Here is a 23,147-nt window from a genome sequence, read left to right on the forward strand (position 1 = left end):
CCATCATATCGCTCCTGCCCGGAGCATCAAGATCAACGATCAGTAATCGTCGCTTTTTTCCGGCGGAACAAGACCTTCGATACCCGCCAGAAGCTCTTCTTCCGACATCTGATCGAAAGTAACGGTTTCCGGCAGATCTTCTTCCTCTTCGCTAGTGGCGGAAGCGCCGGCCGCCAGAAGGCTTGCCGGATCGGGCTCGGGCTCATCCACTTCGACATGCTTCTGCAGCGAATGGATCAGGTCTTCCTTGAGGTCGTCCGGCGACAGCGTCTCGTCGGCGATTTCGCGCAGAGCAACGACCGGGTTCTTGTCGTTGTCGCGGTCGATCGTGATCGAGGAGCCCTGCGAAATCAGGCGGGCGCGATGGCTGGCGAGCAGCACGAGCTCGAACCGGTTCTCTACTTTATCAATGCAATCTTCTACTGTGACACGGGCCATTGCCTGTCCTTTGCGGTCGTGATGTCGTCATCATGTCTCGGAGTAGCACGCCGATACAAGCAAACGATGGCAAATTCAAGTTTTTCCTGTTTGAGCGTCTTTTCACCCTTCGTGAAAGTGTTAAAATTCTCCTAGACAAACGATGATTTCTACCTTTGGTTGCTTGGAATATTGCATTTCGTGCCCTAAATCTCGATTATATGAATAATTCATAAAGTACTACGAATTATTCTGCAGCGGCCCACAAGGCATTGTTTTAGCTGACTTTGAATGAAGTGATTACGTTTTTATAACAGTGGATATGTAAGCGATGTTTGACCCACGCGAAAAAATTGCACTCTTTATCGACGGCGCCAATCTTTACGCTGCATCCAAGAGCCTCGGTTTCGATATCGATTACCGCAAGCTCCTGAAGGCATTTCAAAAGCGCGGATATCTGCTGCGCGCCTATTACTACACCGCCCTCATCGAGGATCAGGAATATTCCTCCATCCGTCCGCTGATCGACTGGCTCGATTATAACGGCTACAAGGTCGTCACCAAGCCGGCCAAAGAATTCACGGACTCCATGGGGCGCCGCAAGATCAAGGGCAACATGGACATCGAGCTGGCGATCGATGCCATGGAGCAATCCGAGACCGTCGATCATCTGGTGATCTTTTCCGGCGACGGCGACTTCACGACCTTGGTGGAGGCCCTGCAGCGCCGCGGCCGCAAGGTTTCGGTCATCTCGACCATGTCGACACAGCCGCCGATGATCGCCGACGACCTGCGCCGCCAAGCCGACCATTTCATCGATCTCGTATCGCTGAAGGCGGAAATCGGCCGCGAAGTCTCGGAACGCCCTGCCCGGACTGTGGAAGCTAGTCATGCCCCGGCGGATACCGAGGAATAATTTGGGGCTGCATCTGAGAAGTTAGGTTTGCCGCAGCGGAATCATTTCGCCTTAGCCGCGGCAGCCGGCCCTCGCTAAGGCATACTGAGCTTGCCGAAGGGGGTTCGTCGCTGCAATCGACTAAGGGGCGGCTGCGTTGCCCAGGGATAGTTGCGCACGACGGACGCGTTTTGCGTTCGCCGCAACAGCCGGCCCTTCGCTGAGGCTCAGGGCGTTCGTCGCTGCAATCGACTAAGGGGCGGCTGCGTTGCCCAGGGATAGTTGCGCACGACGGACGCCTTTTGCGTTCGCCGCAACAGCCGGCCCTTCGCTAAGGCTCAGGGCGTTCGTCGCTGCAATCGATTCACTGGATCGATTGCTCGGGCTTCGCCCGATCGCTCCTCACCCTCACCCGTTGTCTTTGAGCAGCCGGCTCTTCTGCCGGTTCCAGTCGCGTTCCTTTTCGGATTCGCGCTTGTCGTGGAGTTTTTTGCCCTTGGCGAGAGCCAATTCCAGCTTCGCACGGCCGCTGTCGTTGAAATAGATCTTCAGCGGCACCAGCGTCATGCCCTCACGGTTGATGGCTGAACGCAGCCTGCCGATTTCGCGGCCGGAAAGCAGCAGCTTGCGGCGGCGGCGCGGCTCGTGATTGAAACGGTTGGCCTGCAGATATTCCGGCAGATAGGAGTTGATCAGCCAGATCTCGCCGTCCTCATCCGAAGCGTAGGATTCGGCGATATTGGCCTTGCCCTCGCGCAGCGACTTGACCTCCGTGCCCTTCAGCACGAGGCCTGCCTCATAAGTATCGATGATCTCGTAGTTGAAGCGGGCCTTGCGGTTCTCGGCCACAATCTTTTTTACCACGCGCTGGCTGCCTTTGGGTGCCATGTTTCTTCTTCTTTTCTTAGATCATACCGGCAGCGGCCGGAGGCGCGCCAAGTTCCAGACCCCTAAATAAGCGAGACCGCCCTCCTTGTGAAGAGAGCGGTCCGGCGGAGTTTCGGCAACGGGCACGCGATGACTTCAGTTCAGGGGCCTTCAGTTCAGCAGGCCAGCATGGCGCAGGCCGGCATCGATCGCAGCTTCCGTGCCCGGCTCCAGGATCGACAAGAGCGGGGAACGCACATTGCGGCTCATGCGGCCAAGGCGGGAAAGACCGTACTTGGCGCCGCAAACGCCGGGCTCCAGGAAAATCGCCTTGTGCAGCGGCATAAGGCGGTCCTGATATTCCAGAGCCTTTGCATAGTCACCGGCAAGTGTCGCCGCCTGGAATTCGGCGCACAGGCGCGGCGCGACATTGGCCGTGACAGAGATGCAGCCGACGCCGCCATGGGCATTGAAGCCGAGCGCGGTGGCATCTTCGCCGGAAAGCTGGCGGAAATCGCGGCCGCAGCTGATGCGCTGCTCGGAAACGCGCTCGATCTTGCCCGTCGCATCCTTCACGCCGACGATATTGCTGTAGGCTTTGGCGAGCGCGCCCATCGTTTCCGGCGTCATGTCGACGACCGATCGGCCGGGAATGTTGTAGATGTAGATCGGCAGCTTCACGGCTTCCGCAACGGCGGCGAAATGGGCGTAAAGCCCCTTCTGGGTCGGCTTGTTGTAATAGGGCGTGACGACCAGAACCGCATTCGCGCCGACCTTTTCGGCATGCTGTGCCAGCTCGATCGCCTCGCGGGTATTGTTCGACCCCGCTCCCGCCATGACAGGGACGCGCTTGTTCGCAATCTCGATGCAGAGTTCGACGACGCGCTTGTGCTCATCATGCGACAGGGTCGGAGATTCGCCCGTCGTTCCCACCGGCACCAATCCGCTGCTGCCCTCTTTTATCTGCCAGTCGACATGCGAAGCGAAAGAAGCCTCATCCACCTTGCCGGCGTCTGTGAATGGCGTAACGAGTGCGGGAATGGATCCCTGGAACATGCAAGTCTCCTAGCGGCGCGGCATCCATGCTTCAGCCGCAATCCATGGTTATGAATCCGCGCACCATAAAGCGCCGGCTTGGCCGCGACAAGCACGCTTTGAATGGTGAAGGGCAGTTTCCGATATCATAATTGATTGAAATTCGGACCACCGGTAAGGTTTCGTTAATATTGCATTTGGCAAATGAGAGGGGCCTGTTTGTTTTGTGAGTAGCCGGATGAAGAGACCCATCATGATCTGGACCGCTGTGGGCTTGGCGGTCGCGTGGGGCACGCTTGCCTCGCAGCTTCCCGGCCAGCAGGCATCGACACCCGCCGGCGCCGACGTTGCCTTGGCGACGGACCCGATGAACACGGCCGCAATCCGGGGCAGCGGCGCCATCGCGCCTGTCAGCGGAGACCTGAAAGCCGGCCTTGACGCCCTTTCCAACAAGAACCCGATGCAGGCCCTTGCCATCCGCAACGGCATGGGTGACGGCACGCTCGATCGCCATATCCTGACCTGGGCGATCGCGACTTCGGGCCAGCCGGGCATTCCCTCCGGCGAGATTGCCGCCGCCGCCCGCGAGCTTGCGGGCTGGCCGGGACTCGGCAGCCTGCGTGCCAATTCCGAGCGGGCGCTCTACAATGAAAATCCGGCGACGGATCAAGTTCTCGCGGCGTTCGGCAACACGCAGCCGGAGACTGCGGAAGGCGCCATTATCCTCTCGCGCGCATACATGGCGCGCGGCGCTTCCGCACAGGCCGGCAGGCTGATCCGCAAGATCTGGCGCGACGAGCCGCTCGACAAATCTCTCGAGGACAAGATCCTCGCGGAATTTCCGAACCTGCTTTCGCCTGCCGATCACAAGGCGCGCATGGACTATCTGCTTTATCGCGACCGGACCGCGCAGGCCAAACGCTTCGGCGACCTCGGCAGGGCGCAATCGCTCTACAAGGCGTGGGCGGCGGTCAATGATCGCTCGCCGAAAGCCGACGCGCTGATCGCAGGCGTCGATACGCAATGGCGCAAGGACCCTGCCTATCTCTTCATGCGGATCGAAAACCTGCGCCGCCAGAACAGATATGACGAGGCTGCCAATCTTCTGGCGCAGATGCCGCGTGATCGCAGCCTGCTCGTCAGCCCCGGCGCATGGTGGGGTGAGCAGCGCATCGTCAGCCGAGGCCTGGTGGATCAGGGCGACTTCAAGGATGCCTATCGTGTCGTCGACGCGAGCGTCGCGGAAAGCCCACAGGATATCGGCGAGGCCGAATTTCATGCGGGCTGGTACGCGCTGCGCGGCCTGCAGGACGGTATGAACGCGGCGACCCATTTCCGCAAGATCCTGCAGGTTTCGAACGGGCCGATCTCGCAATCGCGCGGCTGGTACTGGTTAGGCCGGTCAGCAGAGGCAGGTGGCCCGGGCAAGGCGACCGATTTCTATGCGAAGGCCGCCGCCTATCCGAGCACGTTCTACGGCCAGCTTGCCGCCGAGAAGCTCGGACGCCGCACCTTGAACGTTACCTATCCCTCTCCCTCATCCGATGATAGGCAGCGCTTCCAAGGGCGCGAGGCCGTTCAAGCGATCTCGCGGCTTGAGGCGGCAGGTCACGGCTGGCGTGCCGAAGCGCTCTATCGCGCCCTGGCAAAACAGCTGGATAGTCCCGGCGAAATCGCCATGCTGGCCGCGCGGGCTGAGCGCTCCGGCAACCATCAGCTTTCGCTGCAGGTCGGCAAGATCGCCTATGGGCGCGGTATCGACGTCGCCGCACTCGCTTTCCCGATCGGCGTCATTCCGGACAATGCCAATATTTCCGGCTCCGGCAAGGCGCTCGCCTATGCCATTGCCCGGCAGGAGAGCGCTTTCAATCCGGCCGCCATTTCCTCGGCCAACGCGCGGGGCCTGCTGCAACTGCTGCCGAAGACGGCAAAGGCGGTCGCCGGCCGGCACGGCATGGCCTACTCCGCCGACAAGCTGACGCAGGATGCCGGCTACAATGCCACGCTCGGCGCCCACTATCTCGGCGAGCAGATCGATGCGTTCGGTGGGTCCTACATTCTCACCTTCGTCGCCTACAATGCGGGGCCGAACAAGGTGCCGGAATGGATCGCCCGCTATGGCGACCCGCGCGGCAAGTCGCTTGACGACGTGATCGACTGGATCGAGCGCATTCCCTTCCCCGAAACCCGCAACTATGTGCAGCGAGTCATGGAAAACTACCAGGTCTACAAGGTGCGGCTGGGACAGAAGACCGACATCATACACGATCTGGTCGACGGCCGAGGCTAAAACGTGCCATGGCAGCAAGGCCGCAACATTGCGCCGCATGACCTGCTTTCGGCGATAGCTGCGGTTGTGTCGGCTGCGGAAATGACGTTACATCCCCCGCAATATCGGAAGCACGAGGGATGACGCATGGGCAGCGACGACGAAAGCGGTTTCCTTGCCAAGGCCATTCGGGCCGAGGACGGCCTGAAGCTCCATGTGCGCGATTATGCCGGTAACGGGACCGCTGCGCTCACCGGGTTGCCGATCATCTGCCTGCCCGGCCTGACGCGCAATTCGCGGGACTTTCATCAACTGGCGCTGCTTCTTTCGCGGGATGCTGCCGCGCCGCGCAGGGTGATCACGCTCGATGCCCGCGGGCGCGGCTCGTCCGAATGGGATAAGGACAAAACCCGCTACAATCTTGCCGTGGAAGCGCAGGATGTCCTGACGGTCTGCTCGGCGCTCGATATTCGGCAGGCCATCTTCGTCGGCACCTCGCGCGGCGGGCTGGTTTTGCATGTGCTTGCGGGCAGCCGGCCTGACATCCTCAAGGCAGTCATTCTCAACGATATCGGCCCCGTCCTGGAAAAGATCGGGCTGGCGGATATTCGTGATTATCTCAATCGTGACAGAAAACCGGCCGACTGGACTGATGCGGCCGCAATCCTGCGGGAGAATCACGGCAGCGCCTTCACCGCGCTTAGCGAAGACGACTGGCAGGATATGGCGCGGGCGATCTATGCTTTTTCCGGCGGCAAGCCTATTGCCGATTATGACCCCGCCATCGCCGTCCAGATGCAATCGCTCGATCTCGAGGCGCCGATCCCCGACCTGTGGCAGCAGTTCCAGGGCTTCCAAGACATCCCGCTGATGGTGATTCGCGGCGAAAACTCCAAGCTTCTCACGCAGGCCACGACCGACGAGATGGCAAGACGCCATCCAGGCACGGTCGTCAAGATCGCAACGGGGCAAGGGCATGCGCCCCTTCTTCATTTCGGCGATATTCCGGAGGCAATCCGGCGCTTCATCTCGAGGCTTTGACAGCGGGCGGTCAAGGCACCCGATACCAGCACGACATGAAAAAAGGCCCCGTTCCGGCGAAGAACGGGGCCTTGCTCTTCCGATCGGAAGATCTGTCAAATACGATTCGGCGGACCGAATTAGAAGCTGCGCTGGAAGCGCAGGATACCAGCCCATTGATCCTGGTTCACAGAATCGAAGTTGGTGTAGGTGACTTCCGGCTCGATGAGCAGGTTCTTGACCGGGTTCCACTTGACGTTCGTGGTGGCTTCGAAAATCTTCGAGTCGGTGTAGGCGAGCTGGAGGTTCCACTTCAGCTTGTCGTTGATCGGAACGCCAACGCCGCCCCAGACAGCCCAGTCACCCCAGCCGCAGAGATCACCACGGCCAGCCGGGCAAGCAGATGCGTTCAGGTTCGAACCGGCATATTGGTTGAGCTTGGAGCCATCGGTGTTCCAGCCGCCCATCAAGAAGGCCGTGAGGAAACCGAAGTCCGCGTCGATACGAGCCTTGACAGCACCTTCTTCGACGATCGAGTCGTAACCGCCGACGACCTTGAAGCCAAAGTTGCCAGCCTTATAGCCAACACCAGCTACAACGTTCGGAGCGTAGTGATTGGCTTTCGACTGAACCCAGGCGCCGCCGTAGGAAGACGCATCCGAACCGGAATTGCTGTCTTCGAGCGAGACTACAGCCGAGAAGCCGTTGCCGGCATCATACTTGTAAGTCAACTGGTTGAGTTCGTACGGGCCGTCATAGATCACGTCGTCGTTGATGACGTCGCCAGCATAGCCGGCGAACAGGTTGTACTGCGAGTCCTGCTTACCGACGAGGAAGCCGCCGAGGCTGATGTTAGCCCAGAGCAGCTTAGTGGTCGTGGCGTTGCCGTCGTTCCAGTCGAAACGGTAGACGGTGTTGGTCTTGAGCGGACCGTATTCGGTGTCAGATGCCGTGTCGATGCTCAGCTGAGCGCGGGTATGCCAATACGTGCCGCGGTCGCCGCCAGGGCCTGGATTGTAGGCATTGTACCAGCCGCCTTCGGTACGGACCATGCCGCCGATCTTGAGGCAGGTTTCGGTGCCCGGGATGAAGAAGTAGCCTGCACCATAAGCGTCGCAGATGCGAACGTATTCCATCGGCTCCGGCTCAGCAGCGACGATAGCGTCAGCAGCATGAGCACCGGATACTGCTGCCAGCGCAGCAGCGGAGCCAAGAAGAAGGCTCTTGATGTTCATAGTAACTCCAGTTCCAATATCGATTAGGTATGACAACTCACGTCGAGAAGATCGACATGCCCTACCCCACCTGGTTTTAATGTTGACCCCTGATCTGGGAGAACCAAGACGACGAAGTCTTGTTTCCGATTTGGAACCTACAGATCGTTTTTTTCAGAACAATATCAGAGGTAAACTATGATCATTTGTGACGCGTGTTTCAAAAAGTGCGTTGCACAAAAATCACGTCGCAAAACTGTCATATCGCCGGCATGCCAACAGCCGAAATCTACTCGATATTACTTCGAAAAATACACAACTTAAGGCAAATTATTTGCAGAGAAAGATGCGGCATACTAAGAACCGTGATTCATCCTGCCAATTCCAATAAACAGAAAGCCCGGCCATTGGCCGGGCTTTCCGTCACCGTAGTGAAAATCAGATAGACCGAAGTCGATCAGATTAGAACGAACGCTGGAAGCGGAGGATACCTGCCCACTGATCTTCCTTGATGGAGTCCCAGTTGGTGTAGGAAACTTCCGGCATAACCAGAAGGTTCTTGACCGGATTCCACTTGACGTTCGTCGTAGCAGCGAAGATCTTGGAGTCGGTGTAGGCGAGCTGCAGGTTCCACTTCAGCTTTTCGTTGATCGGAACGCCAACGCCGCCCCAAACAGCCCAGTCGCCCCAGCCGATACCGCTTGCATCGCCACCGCCGTTTGCACCGGCATACTTGTTGAGCTTGGAGCCGTCGGTGTTCCAGCCGCCCATCAAGAAGGCCGAGAATACGCCGAAGTCGGCATCGACACGAGCCTTGATGGCGCCTTCTTCAACGATCGAGTCGTAACCGCCGACGACCTTGAAGCTCCATGCACCAGCCTTGTAGCCAGCACCGGCAACGACGTCAGGAGCGTAGTGGTTGTGGCTGTCTTCGCCGTTGGCGCCGGTAGCACCGGTGCCGGAATTGGTGTCTTCAACCGAGATCACAGCCGTGAAGCCGTTGCCGGCGTCGTAGTTGTAGGTCAACTGGTTCAGTTCGTACGGGCCGTCATAGATCACGTCGTCGTTGATGACGTCGCCGGCATAACCGGTGAAGACGTTGAACTGCGAGTCTTCCTTACCAACGAGGAAGCCGCCGAGGCTGATGCTGGCGTGCAGCAGGTTGGTCTTGGTGGCGTTGCCGTCGTTCCAGTCCCAACGAATTTCGGTGTTGGTCTTCAGCGGACCGTATTCGGTGTCCGAAGCCGTCTGCAGCTGCAGCTCAGCGCGGGTGTGCCACTTGGTGCCGAAGTGAGTGTTCGGGTTGTAGGGGTCGAACCACTGACCTTCGGTACGAACCTTACCGCCGATCTTGAGGCAGGTTTCCGTGCCCGGGATGAAGAAGTAACCAGCACCGTAGGCGTCGCAAATGCGAACGTATTCCAGCGGCTCAGGCTCAGCAGCGACGATTGCGTCAGCTGCGTGAGCACCGGAAACTGCTGCCAGTGCAGCAGCGGAGCCGAGAAGAAGGCTCTTGATGTTCATATTGACCTCCAGTCAAAGTTTTATATCGAGAATGAGAACTACCCGAAGGTATTCCCTGTCCCATCCTCGCGTTTCAAGAAGTGGACGATCAATCGCCCTCGCTTCCGAGAGTGAAAATACAAGACGCGGCCTGTCACGCAATCGACATCTTCTCGGAAAGGGGGATTTGCGTAAGCCTTCCGCAATTCCTGTTGCTGAAAGGACACAAGTCGGCAACCGGGCGGCCGCATTTATTTAGACTTCGTTAAGAAACCTCTTAATCTACCGGTACTTACGCGAACTTCCAAAATGGCCCCAGTCGGCCGGAAAAAGGCAGCCAAATGGCCATTCGATGGCTGAGCGGCCAAGTTTTGTGCGGTTTGGCAAGCTCTTTCCGACGCTTGCCTTCCTTTGTCGCGAGATGAGCAGCTGCCGATGAGTTCGACCCGCGTCCCAAAACGAAGCAGGGACGCGGGTGATTCCGACATGAGCGATTCGGACAGCTGCGACTGACATGAGCAAGGACGTATCGCCAAGGGCAAACGCGCGCCGAACCATCATGTCCTTCGATAGAGGATCATTCCGGCGTGATGGAGCACTCCATCGATAAAGTCACCGTCGGCGGTGAAGCCGGTATCATCCCAATAGTCGATATGATCGTTCGTCACGATGTAGCGTCCCTGATAGGCACGTTCACGGCTGCCCCGCGCCTCTATGTAGCGGCCATTCGGCAGGAGCTCATGGCGAATATGGTTATTGGCCGTTGTCCACATGCCGACGTAAGAGTTTGTCAGTTTCTTCATTTTGATTCGATCCTCAGAAAATGTCGGCGAGGCGAGCGGGATGCCCGCCGGGATAAGAATGGCGGCGAATCAATGTGCCGCCCGCGTCGGGCGCACGACGATCTCATTGACATCGACATCATCGGGCTGTTCGATCGCGAAGCGCACCGCCCGACCGATGGCATCCGGGGTCAAGGCAATGGCTCGATAGGACTTCATCGCTTCAGCCGCGACTGGGTCCGTGATCGTATCGGCCAGTTCGCTCTCGACGACGCCAGGATGAATACAGGTGACCCGGATATCGCGGCACTCCTGGCGCAGCCCATCGGAGATTGCCCGAACGGCGTACTTGGTCGCACAGTAGACCGCGGCGGTCGGAGAGACTGCAAGCGCCCCGATCGAAGCGATATTGATGATGTGACCAGAGCCGCGCGCTGTCATTTCCGGCAGGACGGCAGCAACACCATGAAGCACGCCTTTGATGTTGACGTCGACCATCCTGTCCCATTCCTCGATTTTCATCGAGGTCATCAGAGAAAGCGGCATGATACCGGCGTTGTTGACGATCACATCGATGCTTCCCCAGGCCAGGCGCGCCGCATCTGCAAAGGCAGCAACGTCAGCCCTGTCGGTTACATCGAGCTGACGGGTCATCACCGCGCCGCCCATTTCTCGGAAAATGGCCGCCAATGCTTCCAATCTGTCAAGGCGCCTCGCGCCAAGCATGACCCTTGCGCCGGCGGAGGCGAGTTCGCGGGCGATGCCAGCGCCGATGCCGCTGGAGGCACCCGTGATGAGAATGACTTTATCGATAGGCATGTGACCACTCCTTGCTATGTGAACGGTTCTCCGCTGGAACCGGCTGCAAGGAGGATACAGAGCTTCATTGTCGTGATAAGGCATCAATTCAATAACAGCTTGGAAAGCAGAAATTACCAATGTGGCCCGATCTTAATGCTCTCTCCGTGTTTATTCTCGTCGCACAGGAGCGAAATTTTCGCGCTGCGGCCGATAGGCTCGGCGTTACACGCTCAGCGGTCAGCCAGACCATCCGGCGATTGGAGGAGAGCATGGGCATTGCGCTGGTGCAGCGCACAACCCGCAGTGTCAGCCTGACGGAGGCTGGCGAACGGCTTTATGCAGACGTGGAGCCGGCGGTATCGGACATACGCACAGCAATGGAAAAGACGGATACGTTGCGGAGACGGCCTCGCGGTCAGTTACGGCTTGCCGTTTCCTCGATCGCCGAGCGGTTTCTCGCCGGCGACTTTCTCGCAGGCTTCGCGGATGCCAATCCCGAGATACAGCTCGACATCACCGTCACGGACGAAGAATTCGACATCGTCTCGGAAGGCTACGACGCCGGCGTCCGCCTGGGCGAAGTCATCGAGCAGGACATGATTGCCGTACCCGTCGCCGGCAACGAGCGGCAATTGGCCGTCTGTTCCCCTGCCTATCGCACCCGATTCGGCATCCCCAAGCATCCGAAGGAGCTCTCCATGCATCGATGCATCGGCTGGCGCCCCTCGCCGAAGGCAGTTCCCTATCGCTGGGAGTTTGCGGAAGAGGGCAAGGAATTCCGGGTGGAGGTCGCACCAGAGGTAACGACGAATGACATGGGCGTGATGATCAAGCTGGCCGTCGCCGGAGCGGGAATCACATTCGGGATGGAGGAAAGCTTTCACGCCTTCATCGGCAGAAACGAGCTGGTGCCGATCCTGGAGGAATACTGCCCCTATTTTCCTGGCTTCTATCTCTACTATCCCAATCGACGAAACATGGCTCCGAAGCTTAGGGCGCTGATAACATATCTGAAGCGCTACGAGGGCTTTCCAAGCCGAAATTTCCGATAATATCTGTCTTTGGGATTTGGCGGCTCACACTTCATCTGCCGTTAGCAGATGCGGGCAATTGAGCCAAAATGGCGGAGAAGATGGGATTCGAACCCACGATACCATTTCTGGTATACTCCCTTAGCAGGGGAGCGCCTTCGACCACTCGGCCACCTCTCCGGTGCGGCCCTGATAGGGCCATTCATTTATCGACGCAAGCGCTTTTTCGCCTTTATGTACGTTCTTTCCATGATTCAGCAACAGGCGATTGCCGGCCGAAGCATGCTCCGGCCAGCTTGAAATTTACATCAAGCCAGCAGCTGCTTCAAATCGGCGGCTGGGTCGGAAAGGATGTCCTTGGAAGGGTTGGAACCGGTTTCCAGAAGCTTCTTGCCGGTAACATAGGCCTTTGCATCGTTGATGGCATCGACGGCGACGAAGCGGCCCTGCTTGAAATACCATATCGACGCAGCTCCCTCGCGGGTGCCTGGACGCAACAGCGTCTCGTCGTAACCCAGATTGAAACCGGCGATCTGCAGCTTCACATCATATTGATCGGACCAGAACCACGGCTTCGGATCGTAGGCTTCGTCGCCGCCCGCTATGATCGCGGCGGCGGCTTCCGCCTGGTCGACCGCATTCTGGACTGATTCGAGACGGGCGCGCCCGCCCTCCCACGGCAGCTCCACGCAATCGCCCATCGCAAAGATGGAGGGATCGGAGGTGCGGGCGAACGAATCGACGACGATGCCGTTGCCGACTTCAAGGCCTGCTTCCTTGGCAAGCCTGTCGTTGGGAGCGACACCGATGCCGACGACAACGAAATCCACATCGATTCTGGACCCGTCGGACAGCTCCGCGGCCGCGACATGGCCGTTGCGATCGATGAGCTGCTTCAGCCCCGTCTTTTCGCGAATGACGACATCGTGCTTCTGATGGATGGCCCTGAAAATATCGGCCGTTTCCTTAGCTGCGACACGCTGCAGGATACGATCGCTCATTTCGATGAGGGTTACCTCGAGGCCACGATGGCGCGCGACAGCGGCAGCCTCAAGACCGATATAGCCGCCGCCGATGATGAGAACCCGGCGCCCGGGGCGCATTTCAGCGGCAAGGCGATCGGCATCACGCTTGTCGCGAGCCAGATAGACGCCTTCGAGCGCTCCACCGACGGACGGCGGAAGGCGGCGCGGGGTCGAGCCCGTCGAAAGAGCCAGCGTGTGGTACTGCAGCGTCGAGCCATCCTGCATGACGATCCGCTTTGCAGCGCGATCGATCTGTTCGACCCAGGTGGACAGGCGAATCTCGACATTATTGTCCGCGTACCAATGTTCCGGCCGGAACAGCAGGCGATCGAAGGCCATTTCGCCGAGCAGATACTTCTTGGTCAATGGCGGCCGCTGGTATGGAAGGTTCTCCTCGGCGCCGACGATGGTGATCGGCCTGAGATCACCCAGCCCGCGCAATTTGGCTGCAAGCGCGAAACCCGCCTGCCCGGCTCCGACAATGACCAATCTGCCCGTCACGATCCGTACTCCCTCATTTTATTATCGCGATCCGAACGGCGCGAAGACGATCGGATACGCTTGGATTCAAGGGGTAACGCTTGCGCCCGCAAGCGTCAATCACGACTGACCCTGCGCCCCGGATCGGGAGAAAGTTAGGCCGGCGGGCTCGGATGCCTAGCTGATTTCAACCCAGCGCCGTTCGTGGAAGGATTGCGCCATGGCATGCACGGATCTTTCGATGCGCAGCCCATCCTTGAAAGCCACGACCGACGCCGCCTCGCCGGATATGGCACAGATCAGCTCGCGGCATTCAATGATCTTCAGATCGTTGAAACCGAGCCCGTGGCCGGGTGCGGGGATGAAGCGGTCATAGGGCCTGTGGGCGGGGGCGGCCAACACCTTTCGAAAGCCCTGCTCGCTGTCCCTGCCCTCAGCCTGGTAGAGCTCGAATTCGTTCATGCGCTCCTGATCGTAAGAGATCGAGCCCTTGGAGCCGAAGATCTGCAGAGCGATCCGGCCCTTGCGGCCCCAGGCGGAGCGATTGGCCATGAGCACGGCGGAGATGCCGCCGCCGAGCCGCATCAGCACATTGGCAAGATCATGATTCTCGACGGCGCGGCGGCCGCCGTCCTTCAGCGGCCGTTCGGCATAGGGCTTCACCATGTCGGTGATGACGGCTTCAACGTGACCGAAGAGGAACCAGAGCAGCGAAAGCGGATGCACGGCGAAATCATCGAGAGCGCCGTAGCCGGAGGCAAGCTCGCTCTTCCAATAGAAAAGGCCGTTCGGATCGGCCATGAAATCTTCGTCCATCTCGACGCGGACGTGGTTGACCGCACCGATCGCGCCTTCTGCAATCAACGACTTGATGTGCCGCATCACCGGGTTCTGAATATAATTGTAGCCGAGGATGGCGACCTTGCCGGAGGCGCTGGCCGCAGCCAGCATGCGCTCGGCGTCGCCATAGGACGGCGCCATCGGCTTCTCGCACCAGACATGCTTGCCGGCCTCAAGCGCTGCGACCGCCATTTCCGGGTGGAACTGGTTGGGGGTCGTGACCGAGACGACGTCGACATCCGGGTCCGCAATCAGATCCCGCCAGTCGGCCGTTGCCTTCTCGAAGCCGAATTCGTCACCGCGGGCCTTTGCCAGATCGGCATTGGCTTCGGCGAGATGCACCAGGCGCGGCCGCGCGACATCTCCGAACACGGTTTTCACCGCATTCCACGCCAGCGCATGGCATTTCCCCATATAGCCGGTTCCGATCAATCCAACGCCCAACGGCTTCATCGCCTGCTCCCCTCAAAATACTCTCCCAAAGTCGGTGATTTTTGGAATATTTGGACCGTTTTGACAAGCGGAGCCTTGCAAGCAAAATCTCTTCAAGAAGGCAGAATTCATGTTTATTCTTTTAAAATCAACAGATTAAAATTATTCGTGCCGAGTTATCCAAAATCCGCTATCGTTGCGAATATGGAACATTTGTTTCATTGAGAGCATTGGGGGAGCTGAAGGACGGCGCATGGACAACAATGTCGGGAAGCAAACCAGAGTGCCGCGCGACTTCGAGAGTCTGCGCAGCACCATCATCGAGCGCAAGAACGCCATGCCGAAACGTCTGGCGCAGGTTGCCGCCTTTGCGCTCGGCAATCCCGATGAAATCGCCTTCGGCACGACCGCCAGCATAGCAGCCGCCGCGGAGGTCCAGCCTTCGACGCTGGTACGCCTTGCCCATCATCTCGGTTATGAAGGCTTTTCCGACCTGCAAAGCATCTTCCGCGAAAGGCTGCGCGACCGAACGCTGAGCTATGAAGAGCGGCTGGTGACGCTCGAACAGTCCGGAATCAAGGATGAAGAAGCCGGCATTCTCTCCGGCTTTCTTTCCGCCGCAAGCCAATCCATCAACAAGCTGGCCGCAACCATCGAAACAGATAGTTTCGCCAAGGCGGTCGATATCCTTGCCTCGGCCGAAACGATCTATCTTATCGCCAAGCGCCGCTCCTATCCGCTGACGGCCCATCTGAGCTATGCCTTTTCCAAGCTGAACATCCGCCATCAGATCGTCGCCTCCCCCAACGGCATCGATGGCGAGATCGCCCGTTTCGCCACGGAGAAGGACGCAGCGATCGCTGCGAGCTTTTCGCCCTATGCCGCAGACAGCCTGGCGCAGGCGCAGGATCTCGCCGCACGCAACGTACCCGTCATCGCCATCACCGATTCGGCCTTCTCGCCCCTCAGCGCCTGCGCCACCCGTTGGTTCGAAGTGGCCGAGGCCGACTTTGCGGGCTTTCGCTCATTGTCGGCCTCCATGGCGCTTATCATGGCCTTTCCGGTCGCCATCGCAGAGCGCCGGCGCAAAGGAGCGACAAAAGCCGACAAAACGAAAATGGAATAAACATTCCGAATTGACAAAATCTCGGAACCAATGTTTCATTATTGCCAGGATCGCGGCTGCGGGAGATGGCCATCCGATCCATCGCAACCGAGACGAAACGCATACCGGCACTATCAATAACGCATGACCTCGGCACAGGCTGTAGAGCAAGAGAGGTCATGCCCCGACGGGAGGACATTATGGCACACGACAATCCTGGCGCACAGCCAGAGACAAAACTCGATGTGATCACCATCGGCCGGTCCTCCGTCGACCTCTATGGTCAGCAGATCGGCTCGAAGCTCGAGGACATCGCTTCCTTCGCCAAATCGGTCGGCGGCTGCCCGGCCAATATCGCCATAGGCACCGCACGGCTCGGCCTGAAATCCGGCCTCATCACCCGCGTCGGCGACGAGCAGATGGGCCGCTTCATCCGCGAGCAGGCAGCCCGAGAGGGCGTTGCCGTCGATGGGATCGCGACGGACAAGGAGCGGCTGACGGCGCTTGTTCTGCTGGCGGTCGAGGCCGAAGGTGTCTCGCCGATGATCTTCTATCGCTCCGACTGCGCCGACATGGCGCTGGACGAAGACGATATCGATGAGAACTTCATCAAATCCTCTGGTGCCGTTCTGGTATCCGGCACGCATTTTTCCAAGCCCAACACCGAAGCGGCCCAGCGTAAGGCGATCCGAATCGCCAAGGCGAACGGCCGCAAGGTGATCTTCGACATCGATTACCGGCCGAACCTCTGGGGCCTTGCCGGCCATGCCGAGGGTTTCGAGCGCTACGTGAAGTCGGATCGCGTATCCTCCAAGATGAAGGAGACGCTGCCGGACTGCGATCTGATCGTCGGGACCGAAGAAGAGATCATGATCGCCTCGGGCGCCGACGACGTACTCGGCGCCTTGAAGGAAATCCGCCGCCTCTCATCCGCTATCATCGTGCTGAAGCGCGGCGCCATGGGCTGCATCGTTTACGAAGGCCCGATCTCGGACGATCTCGAAGCCGGCATCGTCGGCCAGGGTTTCCCGATCGAAGTGTTCAATGTCCTCGGCGCGGGCGATGCCTTCATGTCCGGCCTCCTGCGCGGCTATCTGCGTGGCGAACCGCTGAAGACCTGCGCTACCTGGGCAAATGCCTGCGGCGCCTTTGCCGTTTCCCGCCTGCTCTGCTCTCCGGAATATCCGACCTGGGCGGAACTCGACTTCTTCCTGAAAACGGGCAGCAAGCATCGGGCGCTGCGCAAGGACGAGGCGATCAACCACATCCATTGGGCGACGACCCGACGCGGCGACGAGATCCCGCTGCTGATGGCGCTTGCGATCGACCATCGTTCGCAGCTCGTCAGCGTCTGCGATGAGCTCGGCATCGGCCACGACAGGATCGTCGCCTTCAAGCGGCTTGCCGTCGAAGCAGCGGCGCGGGTAGCCGATGGCCGACGCGGCTACGGCATGCTGATCGACGAGCGCTTCGGGCGCGATGCTTTCTTCGATGCCGCCACCAAGAATTTCTCCTGGATCGGCCGCCCCGTCGAACTGCCGGGATCGAAGCCGCTGAAATTCGAATTCAGTCAGGATATCGGCTCGCAGCTCGTCGAATGGCCGCTCAATCACTGCATCAAATGCCTGTGCTTCTACCATCCGGACGATCCGAAGGAATTGAAGGCGGAGCAGCAGGAGAAGCTGCGCACGCTGTTCGAAGCCGCGCGCAAGGTCGGCCGCGAGCTTCTGATCGAGATCATCGCCGGCAAGAACGGACCGCTCACCGACGACACGATCCCGACGGCGATGGAAGAGCTCTACGCACTCGGCATCAAGCCGGACTGGTGGAAGCTGGAACCGCAGGAATCGACTGCCGCCTGGAAAAAAATCGATGCCGTGATCGCCAAAAATGATCCATGGTGCCGCGGTATCGTGCTGCTTGGCCTGGAGGCGCCGGCGGAGGAACTGATCCGCAGCTTCGAGGCGACGCTGGCGGCTCCCTCGGTCAAGGGTTTTGCCGTCGGGCGGACCATCTTTTCCGATGCGGCCCGCGCGTGGCTATCGGGCGGCATGAACGACGAGGAAGCGATTGCCGACATGGCCGGCCGCTTCCGGCAACTGACGGATGCGTGGCTGAAAACCCGCGGCCGGTGACATTAAAGCATTTGGGAGGCGCCCGATGGGCAAGACGATCCGACTGACGATGGCACAGGCCGTCACGCATTTCCTCAAGAAGCAGATGACCGTCATCGACGGGCAGAAGCTGCCGATCTTCGGCGGTGTCTGGGCGATCTTCGGTCACGGCAACGTCGCCGGCATCGGCGAGGCGCTCTATCAGGTGCGCGAGGAGCTGCCGACCTTCCGCGCTCACAATGAGCAGGGCATGGCTCATGCCGCCATCGCCTACGCCAAGGCGAGCTTCCGCCAGCGCTTCATGGCCTGCACTACCTCCATCGGTCCTGGTGCGCTGAACATGGTCACGGCCGCCGGCGTAGCCCACGTCAACCGCATCCCCGTTCTCTTCCTGCCGGGAGATGTCTTTGCCAATCGCGCGCCCGATCCGGTGCTGCAGCAGATCGAGGATTTCGGCGACGGCACCATCTCCGCCAACGACGCCTTTCGTCCCGTCTCCCGCTATTTCGACCGCATCACCCGCCCCGAACAGATCATGTCGGCGCTGAAGCGCGCCATGCAGGTGCTGACCGATCCGCTCGATTGCGGCCCTGTGACGCTTTCGCTCTGCCAGGACGTGCAGGCCGAAGCCTTCGATTATCCGGAAAGCTTCTTTGAAGAGCGGGTCTGGACGCAGCGCCGCCCGCAGCCGGATGCCGACGAACTCGCCAACGCCATTTCGCTGATCCGCCGTTCCGAAAAGCCGGTTATTCTGGCCGGCGGCGGCGTGCTTTATTCGCAAGCGACGAAGGAACTGACAGCTTTCGCCGAAGCGCACGACATTCCCGTCGTCGTCACTCAGGCCGGCAAATCGGCCATTGACGAAACGCATCCCCTCGCGCTCGGCTCTGTGGGCGTGACCGGCACGTCTGCGGCCAACGCCATTGCCGAGGATACCGATCTGGTGATCGCCGTCGGCACCCGCTGCCAGGACTTCACCACCGGCTCCTGGGCGCTCTTCAAGAACGAGAAGCTGGCGATGGTCGGCCTCAATATCGCGGCCTACGATGCGCTCAAGCACAACAGTCACCCGCTGGTGACGGATGCGCGCGAAGGGTTGAAAGCGCTCTCCGCCGGCCTGACAGGCTGGCGCGCTCCGGCCTCGCTTGCCGAAAAGGCGACGAAAGAAAAGCAAATCTGGATGGAGGCTGCCGCCAAGGCAATGGCAACGACCAATGCTGCCCTGCCCTCCGACGCCCAGGTCATCGGCGCGGTCACGCGCACGCTTGGCGGCAAGGACAGCATCCTGGTTTGCGCAGCCGGCGGCCTGCCCGGTGAGCTGCACAAGCTCTGGCCGGCGACGGCACCGGGCAGCTACCATATGGAATACGGCTTCTCCTGCATGGGCTATGAGGTTGCGGGCGGGCTCGGCATCAAGATGGCGCGGCCGGAGAAGGATGTCGTCGTCATGGTCGGCGACGGCTCCTACATGATGCTGAATTCCGAACTGGCGACTTCGGTCATGCTCGGCCTGAAAATCACCGTCGTCCTGCTCGACAACCGCGGCTACGGCTGCATCAACCGCCTGCAGATGGCGACCGGCGGCGCGAACTTCAACAACCTCTTGAAGGACTCGCGGTTCGAAGTGATGCCGGAGATCGACTTCCGGGCGCATGCGGCCAGCATGGGTGCCATTGCTGTGAAGGTTTCCTCCATCGCCGAGCTGGAACAGGCCATCGAAGCATCGAAAAAGAACGACCGCAGCTCGGTCATCGTCATCGACACCGACCCGCTGATCACCACAAACGAAGGCGGCCATTGGTGGGACGTTGCCGTTCCCGAGGTCAGCCCGCGCGCCGAAGTCAACAAGGCGCGCGCCGCCTACGAACAGGCCCGCGCCAGCCAGCGCATCGGCTGATCCATTTCCGTCATTTTTCTGGAGGAGCTTGCGGCTCCTCCAATCATGCTTTCAAGGAGACCATTGATGAAGGCCAAACTCGGCATGTCGCCCATCGCCTGGTGGAACGACGACCTTCCTGAGCTCAGCGACGACGTATCCCTCGAGGAATGCCTGCGCCAATCACGCGGTGCGGGCTTCACCGGCATGGAACAGGGGCGGCGCTTCCCCAGCAATCCCGACGAGATGCTGCCGATCCTGCGTGCCGCCGACGTGACGCTCTGCGGCGGCTGGTTCTCGGGTACGCTCGTCAACGAGGAGCTTGCGGCCAACAAGGACCGCATCGCGCCGATGATCGAACTGTTCAAGGCGGTCAACGCGCCCTGCATCGTCTATGGCGAAGTCGGCCGCTCCATCCAGGGCGATCGCTCCAAGCCGCTCGCCACAAAGCCACGCCTTTCCGATGACGAGATGAAGGCCTATGCCCGCCGCGTCACCGAGTTCGGCGAATGGTGCGCCGCGCAGGGCATGCCGCTTTCCTATCACCATCACATGGCGGCCGTTGTGGAAACCGAGCCTGAACTCGACGCTTTCATGCGCAATTCCGGCGAAGGCATTCCGCTGCTGCTCGATGCCGGCCATCTGGCCTTTGCCGGCGGCGACGTTCTGCGTGCTATCGACAACCACCATGCCCGCATCAACCACGTCCACGTCAAGGATATCCGCAAGTCCGTGGTGGATGGTCTGGACCGCAGCCGGCAGTCCTTCCTCGATGCTGTGGCGCTCGGGGCGTTCACCGTGCCGGGCGACGGCTCGCTCGATTTCGGCGCCATCGTCCAGCGCTTCGCCGATTACGGCTATGAAGGCTGGTTCGTGGTCGAAGCCGAGCAGGATCCGCGCAAGGCGCCACCGCAGAAGATGGCCGAGATCGGCCATGCCGAACTGATGCGCGTCATGACGGCCGCAGGCTATACGGTGGAAACCGAAGGCTTTCCCAAGGGATAGCTAGAGCGCTTCCGCTTTTCTTCGAATCGCGAAAACGCTCAAGCTCTTTGTCATCTAGCAATTCCGGACGAAAAACCGCTGCGAACTTTTCCTGGAATTGCTCGAGAGATGAACGCCCCTCTCCTGCGTCGAAGGATGGCGAGCGGTGTTTTCCAAGCAATGGAGGAAGAACCCATGCCCAATCTCAAGGTCAGACCTGACGGCTCGCACGGCCGCGTCACCCATGTCACGCCGGAAAGCGCCGGCTGGACCTATGTCGGCTTCGATCTCCACCGCCTGAAGGCGGGCGAAACCGTTTCGGCCGAAACAGGCGATCGCGAGGTCTGCCTCGTCTGGGTCAGCGGCAAAGGAAGCGCCAAGGCCGGTGCGAAGGATTTCGGCTTGCTCGGAGAACGCATGAGCCCCTTCGAGGGCGCGCCCTACGCGCTCTATATTCCCTCTGGCTCGAGCTGGTCGGTGACCGCCGAGACGGATCTGGAACTGGCCGTCTGCTCGGCACCCGGCGGCGGCTCTCATGAAGTCCGCGCCATCCCGCCCGGTACCCATCCGGCGCTGACGCGCGGCAAGGGCACCAACGTCAGATACGTCAACAACATCATGCCGGAAGACGATGGCGCGGCGCACTCTCTGTTGGTGGTAGAGGTGATCACGCCAGGCGGACATACCTCTTCCTATCCTCCACACAAGCACGATCAGGACAATCTCCCGCACGAAAGTTTCCTGGAGGAAACCTACTATCATCGCCTCAACCCGCCGCAGGGCTTCGGCTTCCAGCGCGTCTATACGGATGACCGTTCGCTCGACGAAGTCATGGTGCTGGAGGATGGCGATGTGACGCTGGTGCCGAAGGGATACCACCCTTGCGCCGCTTGCCACGGCTACGATCTCTACTATCTCAACGTCATGGCCGGCCCGAAGCGCATCTGGAAATTCCACAATGCCGTGGAGCATGAATGGCTGCTCAAGGGCTGAGATGAGCACTCGACAAAAAAGGCCGCCCTCTTGGACGCGGCCTTCTTCATTTCATGCGGGCAGCAGGCCGTAGCGCCATTTCCGATCCCTGGCATTACGCGACAGCACCAGCCAGGTGAGCAGGATCATGCCCGCTTCCGAGAAGATGGGTGTCATCCAGATCCCGCGTTCACCGAAGACAAGCGGCAAGACGAATGTCAGCGGCACGGTGAACAGATACGTCCGGGACAGACCGAAAATCGCGCCGCGCTTCGCATCGCCGATCGACTGGAAATAGGACGACAGAATGACCGCCTGCCCGAAGAGGAAATAGGCGCCGATCGTCCAGGGCAGGATATGGCCGACTTCATCGACGATCACGGGATCGGCGACGAAAATTCCGCCCAGATGTGCCGCAAGCAATTCGACGACGAGCTCGACGGCCGCGCAGTAGATCAGCGCCGAAACCATGGCGATGACAACGCTATGGCCGACACGGGCGGGAAGCGCAGCACCGTGATTGTGACCCGATATGGTCTGCAGAGCGATGCTCAAGCCGAGAAGCGGCAGATAGGCCAAGGTCATCACCCGGGTGACGATGCCATAAGCACCGACCGTTGCGACATAGTCCCCCTCGTGCCAGATCGACAGGTTGAAGAGGATTGCGGCCGAGCTCAGCGAAACTCCAATGAAGCCGAGGCTCATCGGCGCACCGAAGGCAAAGATGCCGCGCCACTCGCGAAGGTGCAGCCCAATATCGACCGACAACGCGCCAGGGCGGCGCAGGCGATATGAAAAGATGATCGCCAGGCAGATGAATTGTGCCAGGATCGAGCCGCCGGCGGAGCCGACCACGCCCCAATGGGCAACCGCCATCAGCAGCCAGTTTGCGAGCATATTGAGCAGCGTGGAGGCAATCGTCACCAGCATCATGAAGCCGAGCTTGCCGTCGCAGCGCAGTCCATCGACATGCAGCGAGAGCAAAAAGCTGACCGGCGCGAAGGCGACCATGATGCCCATAAAGGCCTCGGCACCTTGGGCGACATCGGCGTTTCCGCCCGCGGCAGCGGCGATAAGCTGCCGCCCTGCGAGCCAATAAACGAGATTGACGACCAGTACGATGGCGATCGCCAGCCCATGCGCGCCGGTGAATACCGCTCGTGCCCCGATGCGATCTCCAGCTCCGAGACGGCGCGCGAGAATGCTCGCCATACCGTTCGAAACCAGCGTCTGAAGCGCAATCAGCAGCATGAGCGCAGGAAAGATAAGGCTCACCGCCGACAGCGCATCGGCCCCGACATAGGCGCCGAGGAAATAGGCGTCGATGACGGCAAAGAGGCCGTTGACTGTCGTGATGACGACGATTGGCGCGGCGGTTTTGGCAAAGACACCTGGCAGCCAGCCTGTGAGGAACATATTGTTTTCGAGAGTGTGCGTCATGGGGGAATCCGGACGAGAATGCTCGCTATCGGCAAAGATAGCCGC

General features: G+C 59.9%; 19 protein-coding genes and 1 tRNA gene. 9 read left to right on the forward strand and 11 right to left on the reverse strand.

Annotation, left to right across the window (positions count from 1 at the left end; translation table 11 throughout):
* Positions 1-39: 39 nt before the first annotated feature.
* On the reverse strand, positions 40-438 hold the full coding sequence (rpoZ, locus tag Q4Q11_RS01025; RefSeq protein WP_075852112.1) for a DNA-directed RNA polymerase subunit omega: 399 nt from the start codon (positions 436-438) through the stop codon (positions 40-42).
* Positions 439-748: 310 nt separating this feature from the next.
* On the opposite strand from rpoZ, the gene Q4Q11_RS01030 reads away from it, so the two are divergent.
* Positions 749-1,333, forward strand: coding sequence for a LabA-like NYN domain-containing protein (locus tag Q4Q11_RS01030; RefSeq protein ID WP_112506817.1), 585 nt, complete (start codon positions 749-751; stop codon positions 1,331-1,333).
* A 387-nt stretch (positions 1,334-1,720) separates the two neighbouring features.
* Here the strand turns inward: Q4Q11_RS01030 and smpB are convergent, their stop codons facing one another.
* Complete coding sequence (smpB, locus tag Q4Q11_RS01035; protein WP_112506815.1) at positions 1,721-2,200, reverse strand: SsrA-binding protein SmpB; 480 nt, start codon at positions 2,198-2,200, stop codon at positions 1,721-1,723.
* 150 nt (positions 2,201-2,350) lie between these two features.
* The gene (dapA, locus tag Q4Q11_RS01040) at positions 2,351-3,235 is read right to left on the reverse strand and encodes a 4-hydroxy-tetrahydrodipicolinate synthase (RefSeq protein WP_113215452.1); all 885 of its coding nucleotides are present in this window, start codon (positions 3,233-3,235) and stop codon (positions 2,351-2,353) included.
* 346 nt (positions 3,236-3,581) lie between these two features.
* Here dapA and Q4Q11_RS01045 point away from each other — a divergent pair, with 346 nt between their 5' ends.
* Both Q4Q11_RS01045 and Q4Q11_RS01050 read left to right on the forward strand, forming a co-directional pair.
* Complete coding sequence (locus tag Q4Q11_RS01045) at positions 3,582-5,504, forward strand: lytic transglycosylase domain-containing protein (protein ID WP_498568301.1); 1,923 nt, start codon at positions 3,582-3,584, stop codon at positions 5,502-5,504.
* 126 nt (positions 5,505-5,630) lie between these two features.
* The gene (locus Q4Q11_RS01050; protein WP_498568281.1) at positions 5,631-6,524 is read left to right on the forward strand and encodes an alpha/beta fold hydrolase; all 894 of its coding nucleotides are present in this window, start codon (positions 5,631-5,633) and stop codon (positions 6,522-6,524) included.
* A gap of 119 nt (positions 6,525-6,643) precedes the next feature.
* Here the strand turns inward: Q4Q11_RS01050 and Q4Q11_RS01055 are convergent, their stop codons facing one another.
* The 4 genes from Q4Q11_RS01055 to Q4Q11_RS01070 form a co-directional block, all read right to left on the reverse strand.
* Complete coding sequence (locus Q4Q11_RS01055; RefSeq protein ID WP_113215449.1) at positions 6,644-7,738, reverse strand: porin; 1,095 nt, start codon at positions 7,736-7,738, stop codon at positions 6,644-6,646.
* A gap of 441 nt (positions 7,739-8,179) precedes the next feature.
* On the reverse strand, positions 8,180-9,241 hold the full coding sequence (locus Q4Q11_RS01060) for a porin (protein WP_112506805.1): 1,062 nt from the start codon (positions 9,239-9,241) through the stop codon (positions 8,180-8,182).
* A gap of 536 nt (positions 9,242-9,777) precedes the next feature.
* Positions 9,778-10,065: an Atu4866 domain-containing protein gene (locus tag Q4Q11_RS01065; protein WP_498568302.1), complete on the reverse strand. Its 288-nt coding sequence runs from the start codon at positions 10,063-10,065 to the stop codon at positions 9,778-9,780.
* Between the two features lie 27 nt (positions 10,066-10,092).
* Positions 10,093-10,821: an SDR family oxidoreductase gene (locus tag Q4Q11_RS01070; protein ID WP_498568282.1), complete on the reverse strand. Its 729-nt coding sequence runs from the start codon at positions 10,819-10,821 to the stop codon at positions 10,093-10,095.
* Between the two features lie 119 nt (positions 10,822-10,940).
* Here Q4Q11_RS01070 and Q4Q11_RS01075 point away from each other — a divergent pair, with 119 nt between their 5' ends.
* The gene (locus Q4Q11_RS01075; RefSeq protein WP_498568283.1) at positions 10,941-11,855 is read left to right on the forward strand and encodes a LysR family transcriptional regulator; all 915 of its coding nucleotides are present in this window, start codon (positions 10,941-10,943) and stop codon (positions 11,853-11,855) included.
* Positions 11,856-11,924: 69 nt separating this feature from the next.
* On the opposite strand, the gene Q4Q11_RS01080 is transcribed toward Q4Q11_RS01075, so the two are convergent.
* The 3 genes from Q4Q11_RS01080 to Q4Q11_RS01090 form a co-directional block, all read right to left on the reverse strand.
* Positions 11,925-12,014, reverse strand: a tRNA-Ser gene (locus Q4Q11_RS01080).
* Positions 12,015-12,142: 128 nt separating this feature from the next.
* Positions 12,143-13,360, reverse strand: a complete 1,218-nt coding sequence (locus Q4Q11_RS01085) for an NAD(P)/FAD-dependent oxidoreductase (protein ID WP_498568284.1) — start codon at positions 13,358-13,360, stop codon at positions 12,143-12,145.
* 156 nt (positions 13,361-13,516) lie between these two features.
* A complete protein-coding gene (locus Q4Q11_RS01090) occupies positions 13,517-14,632 on the reverse strand; it encodes a Gfo/Idh/MocA family protein (protein ID WP_498568285.1) in 1,116 nt (371 codons plus the stop codon).
* A 232-nt stretch (positions 14,633-14,864) separates the two neighbouring features.
* Between Q4Q11_RS01090 and Q4Q11_RS01095 the strand changes: the two genes are divergently transcribed.
* The 5 genes from Q4Q11_RS01095 to iolB all read left to right on the forward strand — a co-directional run bounded on the left by Q4Q11_RS01095 (position 14,865) and on the right by iolB (position 21,683).
* A complete protein-coding gene (locus Q4Q11_RS01095) occupies positions 14,865-15,737 on the forward strand; it encodes a MurR/RpiR family transcriptional regulator (protein WP_498568286.1) in 873 nt (290 codons plus the stop codon).
* 179 nt (positions 15,738-15,916) lie between these two features.
* Positions 15,917-17,851 carry a bifunctional 5-dehydro-2-deoxygluconokinase/5-dehydro-2-deoxyphosphogluconate aldolase gene (locus Q4Q11_RS01100; protein ID WP_498568287.1) on the forward strand — a complete coding sequence of 645 codons (1,935 nt, stop codon included), beginning with the start codon at positions 15,917-15,919 and terminating at the stop codon, positions 17,849-17,851.
* A gap of 25 nt (positions 17,852-17,876) precedes the next feature.
* Positions 17,877-19,727, forward strand: a complete 1,851-nt coding sequence (gene iolD, locus Q4Q11_RS01105) for a 3D-(3,5/4)-trihydroxycyclohexane-1,2-dione acylhydrolase (decyclizing) (RefSeq protein ID WP_498568288.1) — start codon at positions 17,877-17,879, stop codon at positions 19,725-19,727.
* 66 nt (positions 19,728-19,793) lie between these two features.
* Positions 19,794-20,711, forward strand: a complete 918-nt coding sequence (gene iolE, locus Q4Q11_RS01110; protein WP_498568289.1) for a myo-inosose-2 dehydratase — start codon at positions 19,794-19,796, stop codon at positions 20,709-20,711.
* A gap of 174 nt (positions 20,712-20,885) precedes the next feature.
* Positions 20,886-21,683 (forward strand): 5-deoxy-glucuronate isomerase, encoded by a 798-nt coding sequence (iolB, locus tag Q4Q11_RS01115; RefSeq protein WP_498568290.1) that lies wholly within the window; start codon positions 20,886-20,888, stop codon positions 21,681-21,683.
* Positions 21,684-21,734: 51 nt separating this feature from the next.
* On the opposite strand, the gene Q4Q11_RS01120 is transcribed toward iolB, so the two are convergent.
* A complete protein-coding gene (locus tag Q4Q11_RS01120) occupies positions 21,735-23,102 on the reverse strand; it encodes an MATE family efflux transporter (protein WP_498568291.1) in 1,368 nt (455 codons plus the stop codon).
* Between the last annotated feature and the right edge of the window lie 45 nt (positions 23,103-23,147).

The organism is Rhizobium sp. UFLA01-1127, from assembly GCF_059803845.1.

Coding starts and splice junctions, on each gene's coding strand:
- rpoZ (WP_075852112.1), bottom strand. CDS start 438: ATGGCCCGTGTCACAGTAGAAGATTGCATTGATAAAGTAGAGAACCGG.
- Q4Q11_RS01030 (WP_112506817.1), top strand. CDS start 749: ATGTTTGACCCACGCGAAAAAATTGCACTCTTTATCGACGGCGCCAAT.
- smpB (WP_112506815.1), bottom strand. CDS start 2,200: ATGGCACCCAAAGGCAGCCAGCGCGTGGTAAAAAAGATTGTGGCCGAG.
- dapA (WP_113215452.1), bottom strand. CDS start 3,235: ATGTTCCAGGGATCCATTCCCGCACTCGTTACGCCATTCACAGACGCC.
- Q4Q11_RS01045 (WP_498568301.1), top strand. CDS start 3,582: ATGAACACGGCCGCAATCCGGGGCAGCGGCGCCATCGCGCCTGTCAGC.
- Q4Q11_RS01050 (WP_498568281.1), top strand. CDS start 5,631: ATGGGCAGCGACGACGAAAGCGGTTTCCTTGCCAAGGCCATTCGGGCC.
- Q4Q11_RS01055 (WP_113215449.1), bottom strand. CDS start 7,738: ATGAACATCAAGAGCCTTCTTCTTGGCTCCGCTGCTGCGCTGGCAGCA.
- Q4Q11_RS01060 (WP_112506805.1), bottom strand. CDS start 9,241: ATGAACATCAAGAGCCTTCTTCTCGGCTCCGCTGCTGCACTGGCAGCA.
- Q4Q11_RS01070 (WP_498568282.1), bottom strand. CDS start 10,821: ATGCCTATCGATAAAGTCATTCTCATCACGGGTGCCTCCAGCGGCATC.
- Q4Q11_RS01075 (WP_498568283.1), top strand. CDS start 10,941: ATGTGGCCCGATCTTAATGCTCTCTCCGTGTTTATTCTCGTCGCACAG.
- Q4Q11_RS01090 (WP_498568285.1), bottom strand. CDS start 14,632: ATGAAGCCGTTGGGCGTTGGATTGATCGGAACCGGCTATATGGGGAAA.
- Q4Q11_RS01095 (WP_498568286.1), top strand. CDS start 14,865: ATGGACAACAATGTCGGGAAGCAAACCAGAGTGCCGCGCGACTTCGAG.
- Q4Q11_RS01100 (WP_498568287.1), top strand. CDS start 15,917: ATGGCACACGACAATCCTGGCGCACAGCCAGAGACAAAACTCGATGTG.
- iolD (WP_498568288.1), top strand. CDS start 17,877: ATGGGCAAGACGATCCGACTGACGATGGCACAGGCCGTCACGCATTTC.
- iolE (WP_498568289.1), top strand. CDS start 19,794: ATGAAGGCCAAACTCGGCATGTCGCCCATCGCCTGGTGGAACGACGAC.
- iolB (WP_498568290.1), top strand. CDS start 20,886: ATGCCCAATCTCAAGGTCAGACCTGACGGCTCGCACGGCCGCGTCACC.
- Q4Q11_RS01120 (WP_498568291.1), bottom strand. CDS start 23,102: ATGACGCACACTCTCGAAAACAATATGTTCCTCACAGGCTGGCTGCCA.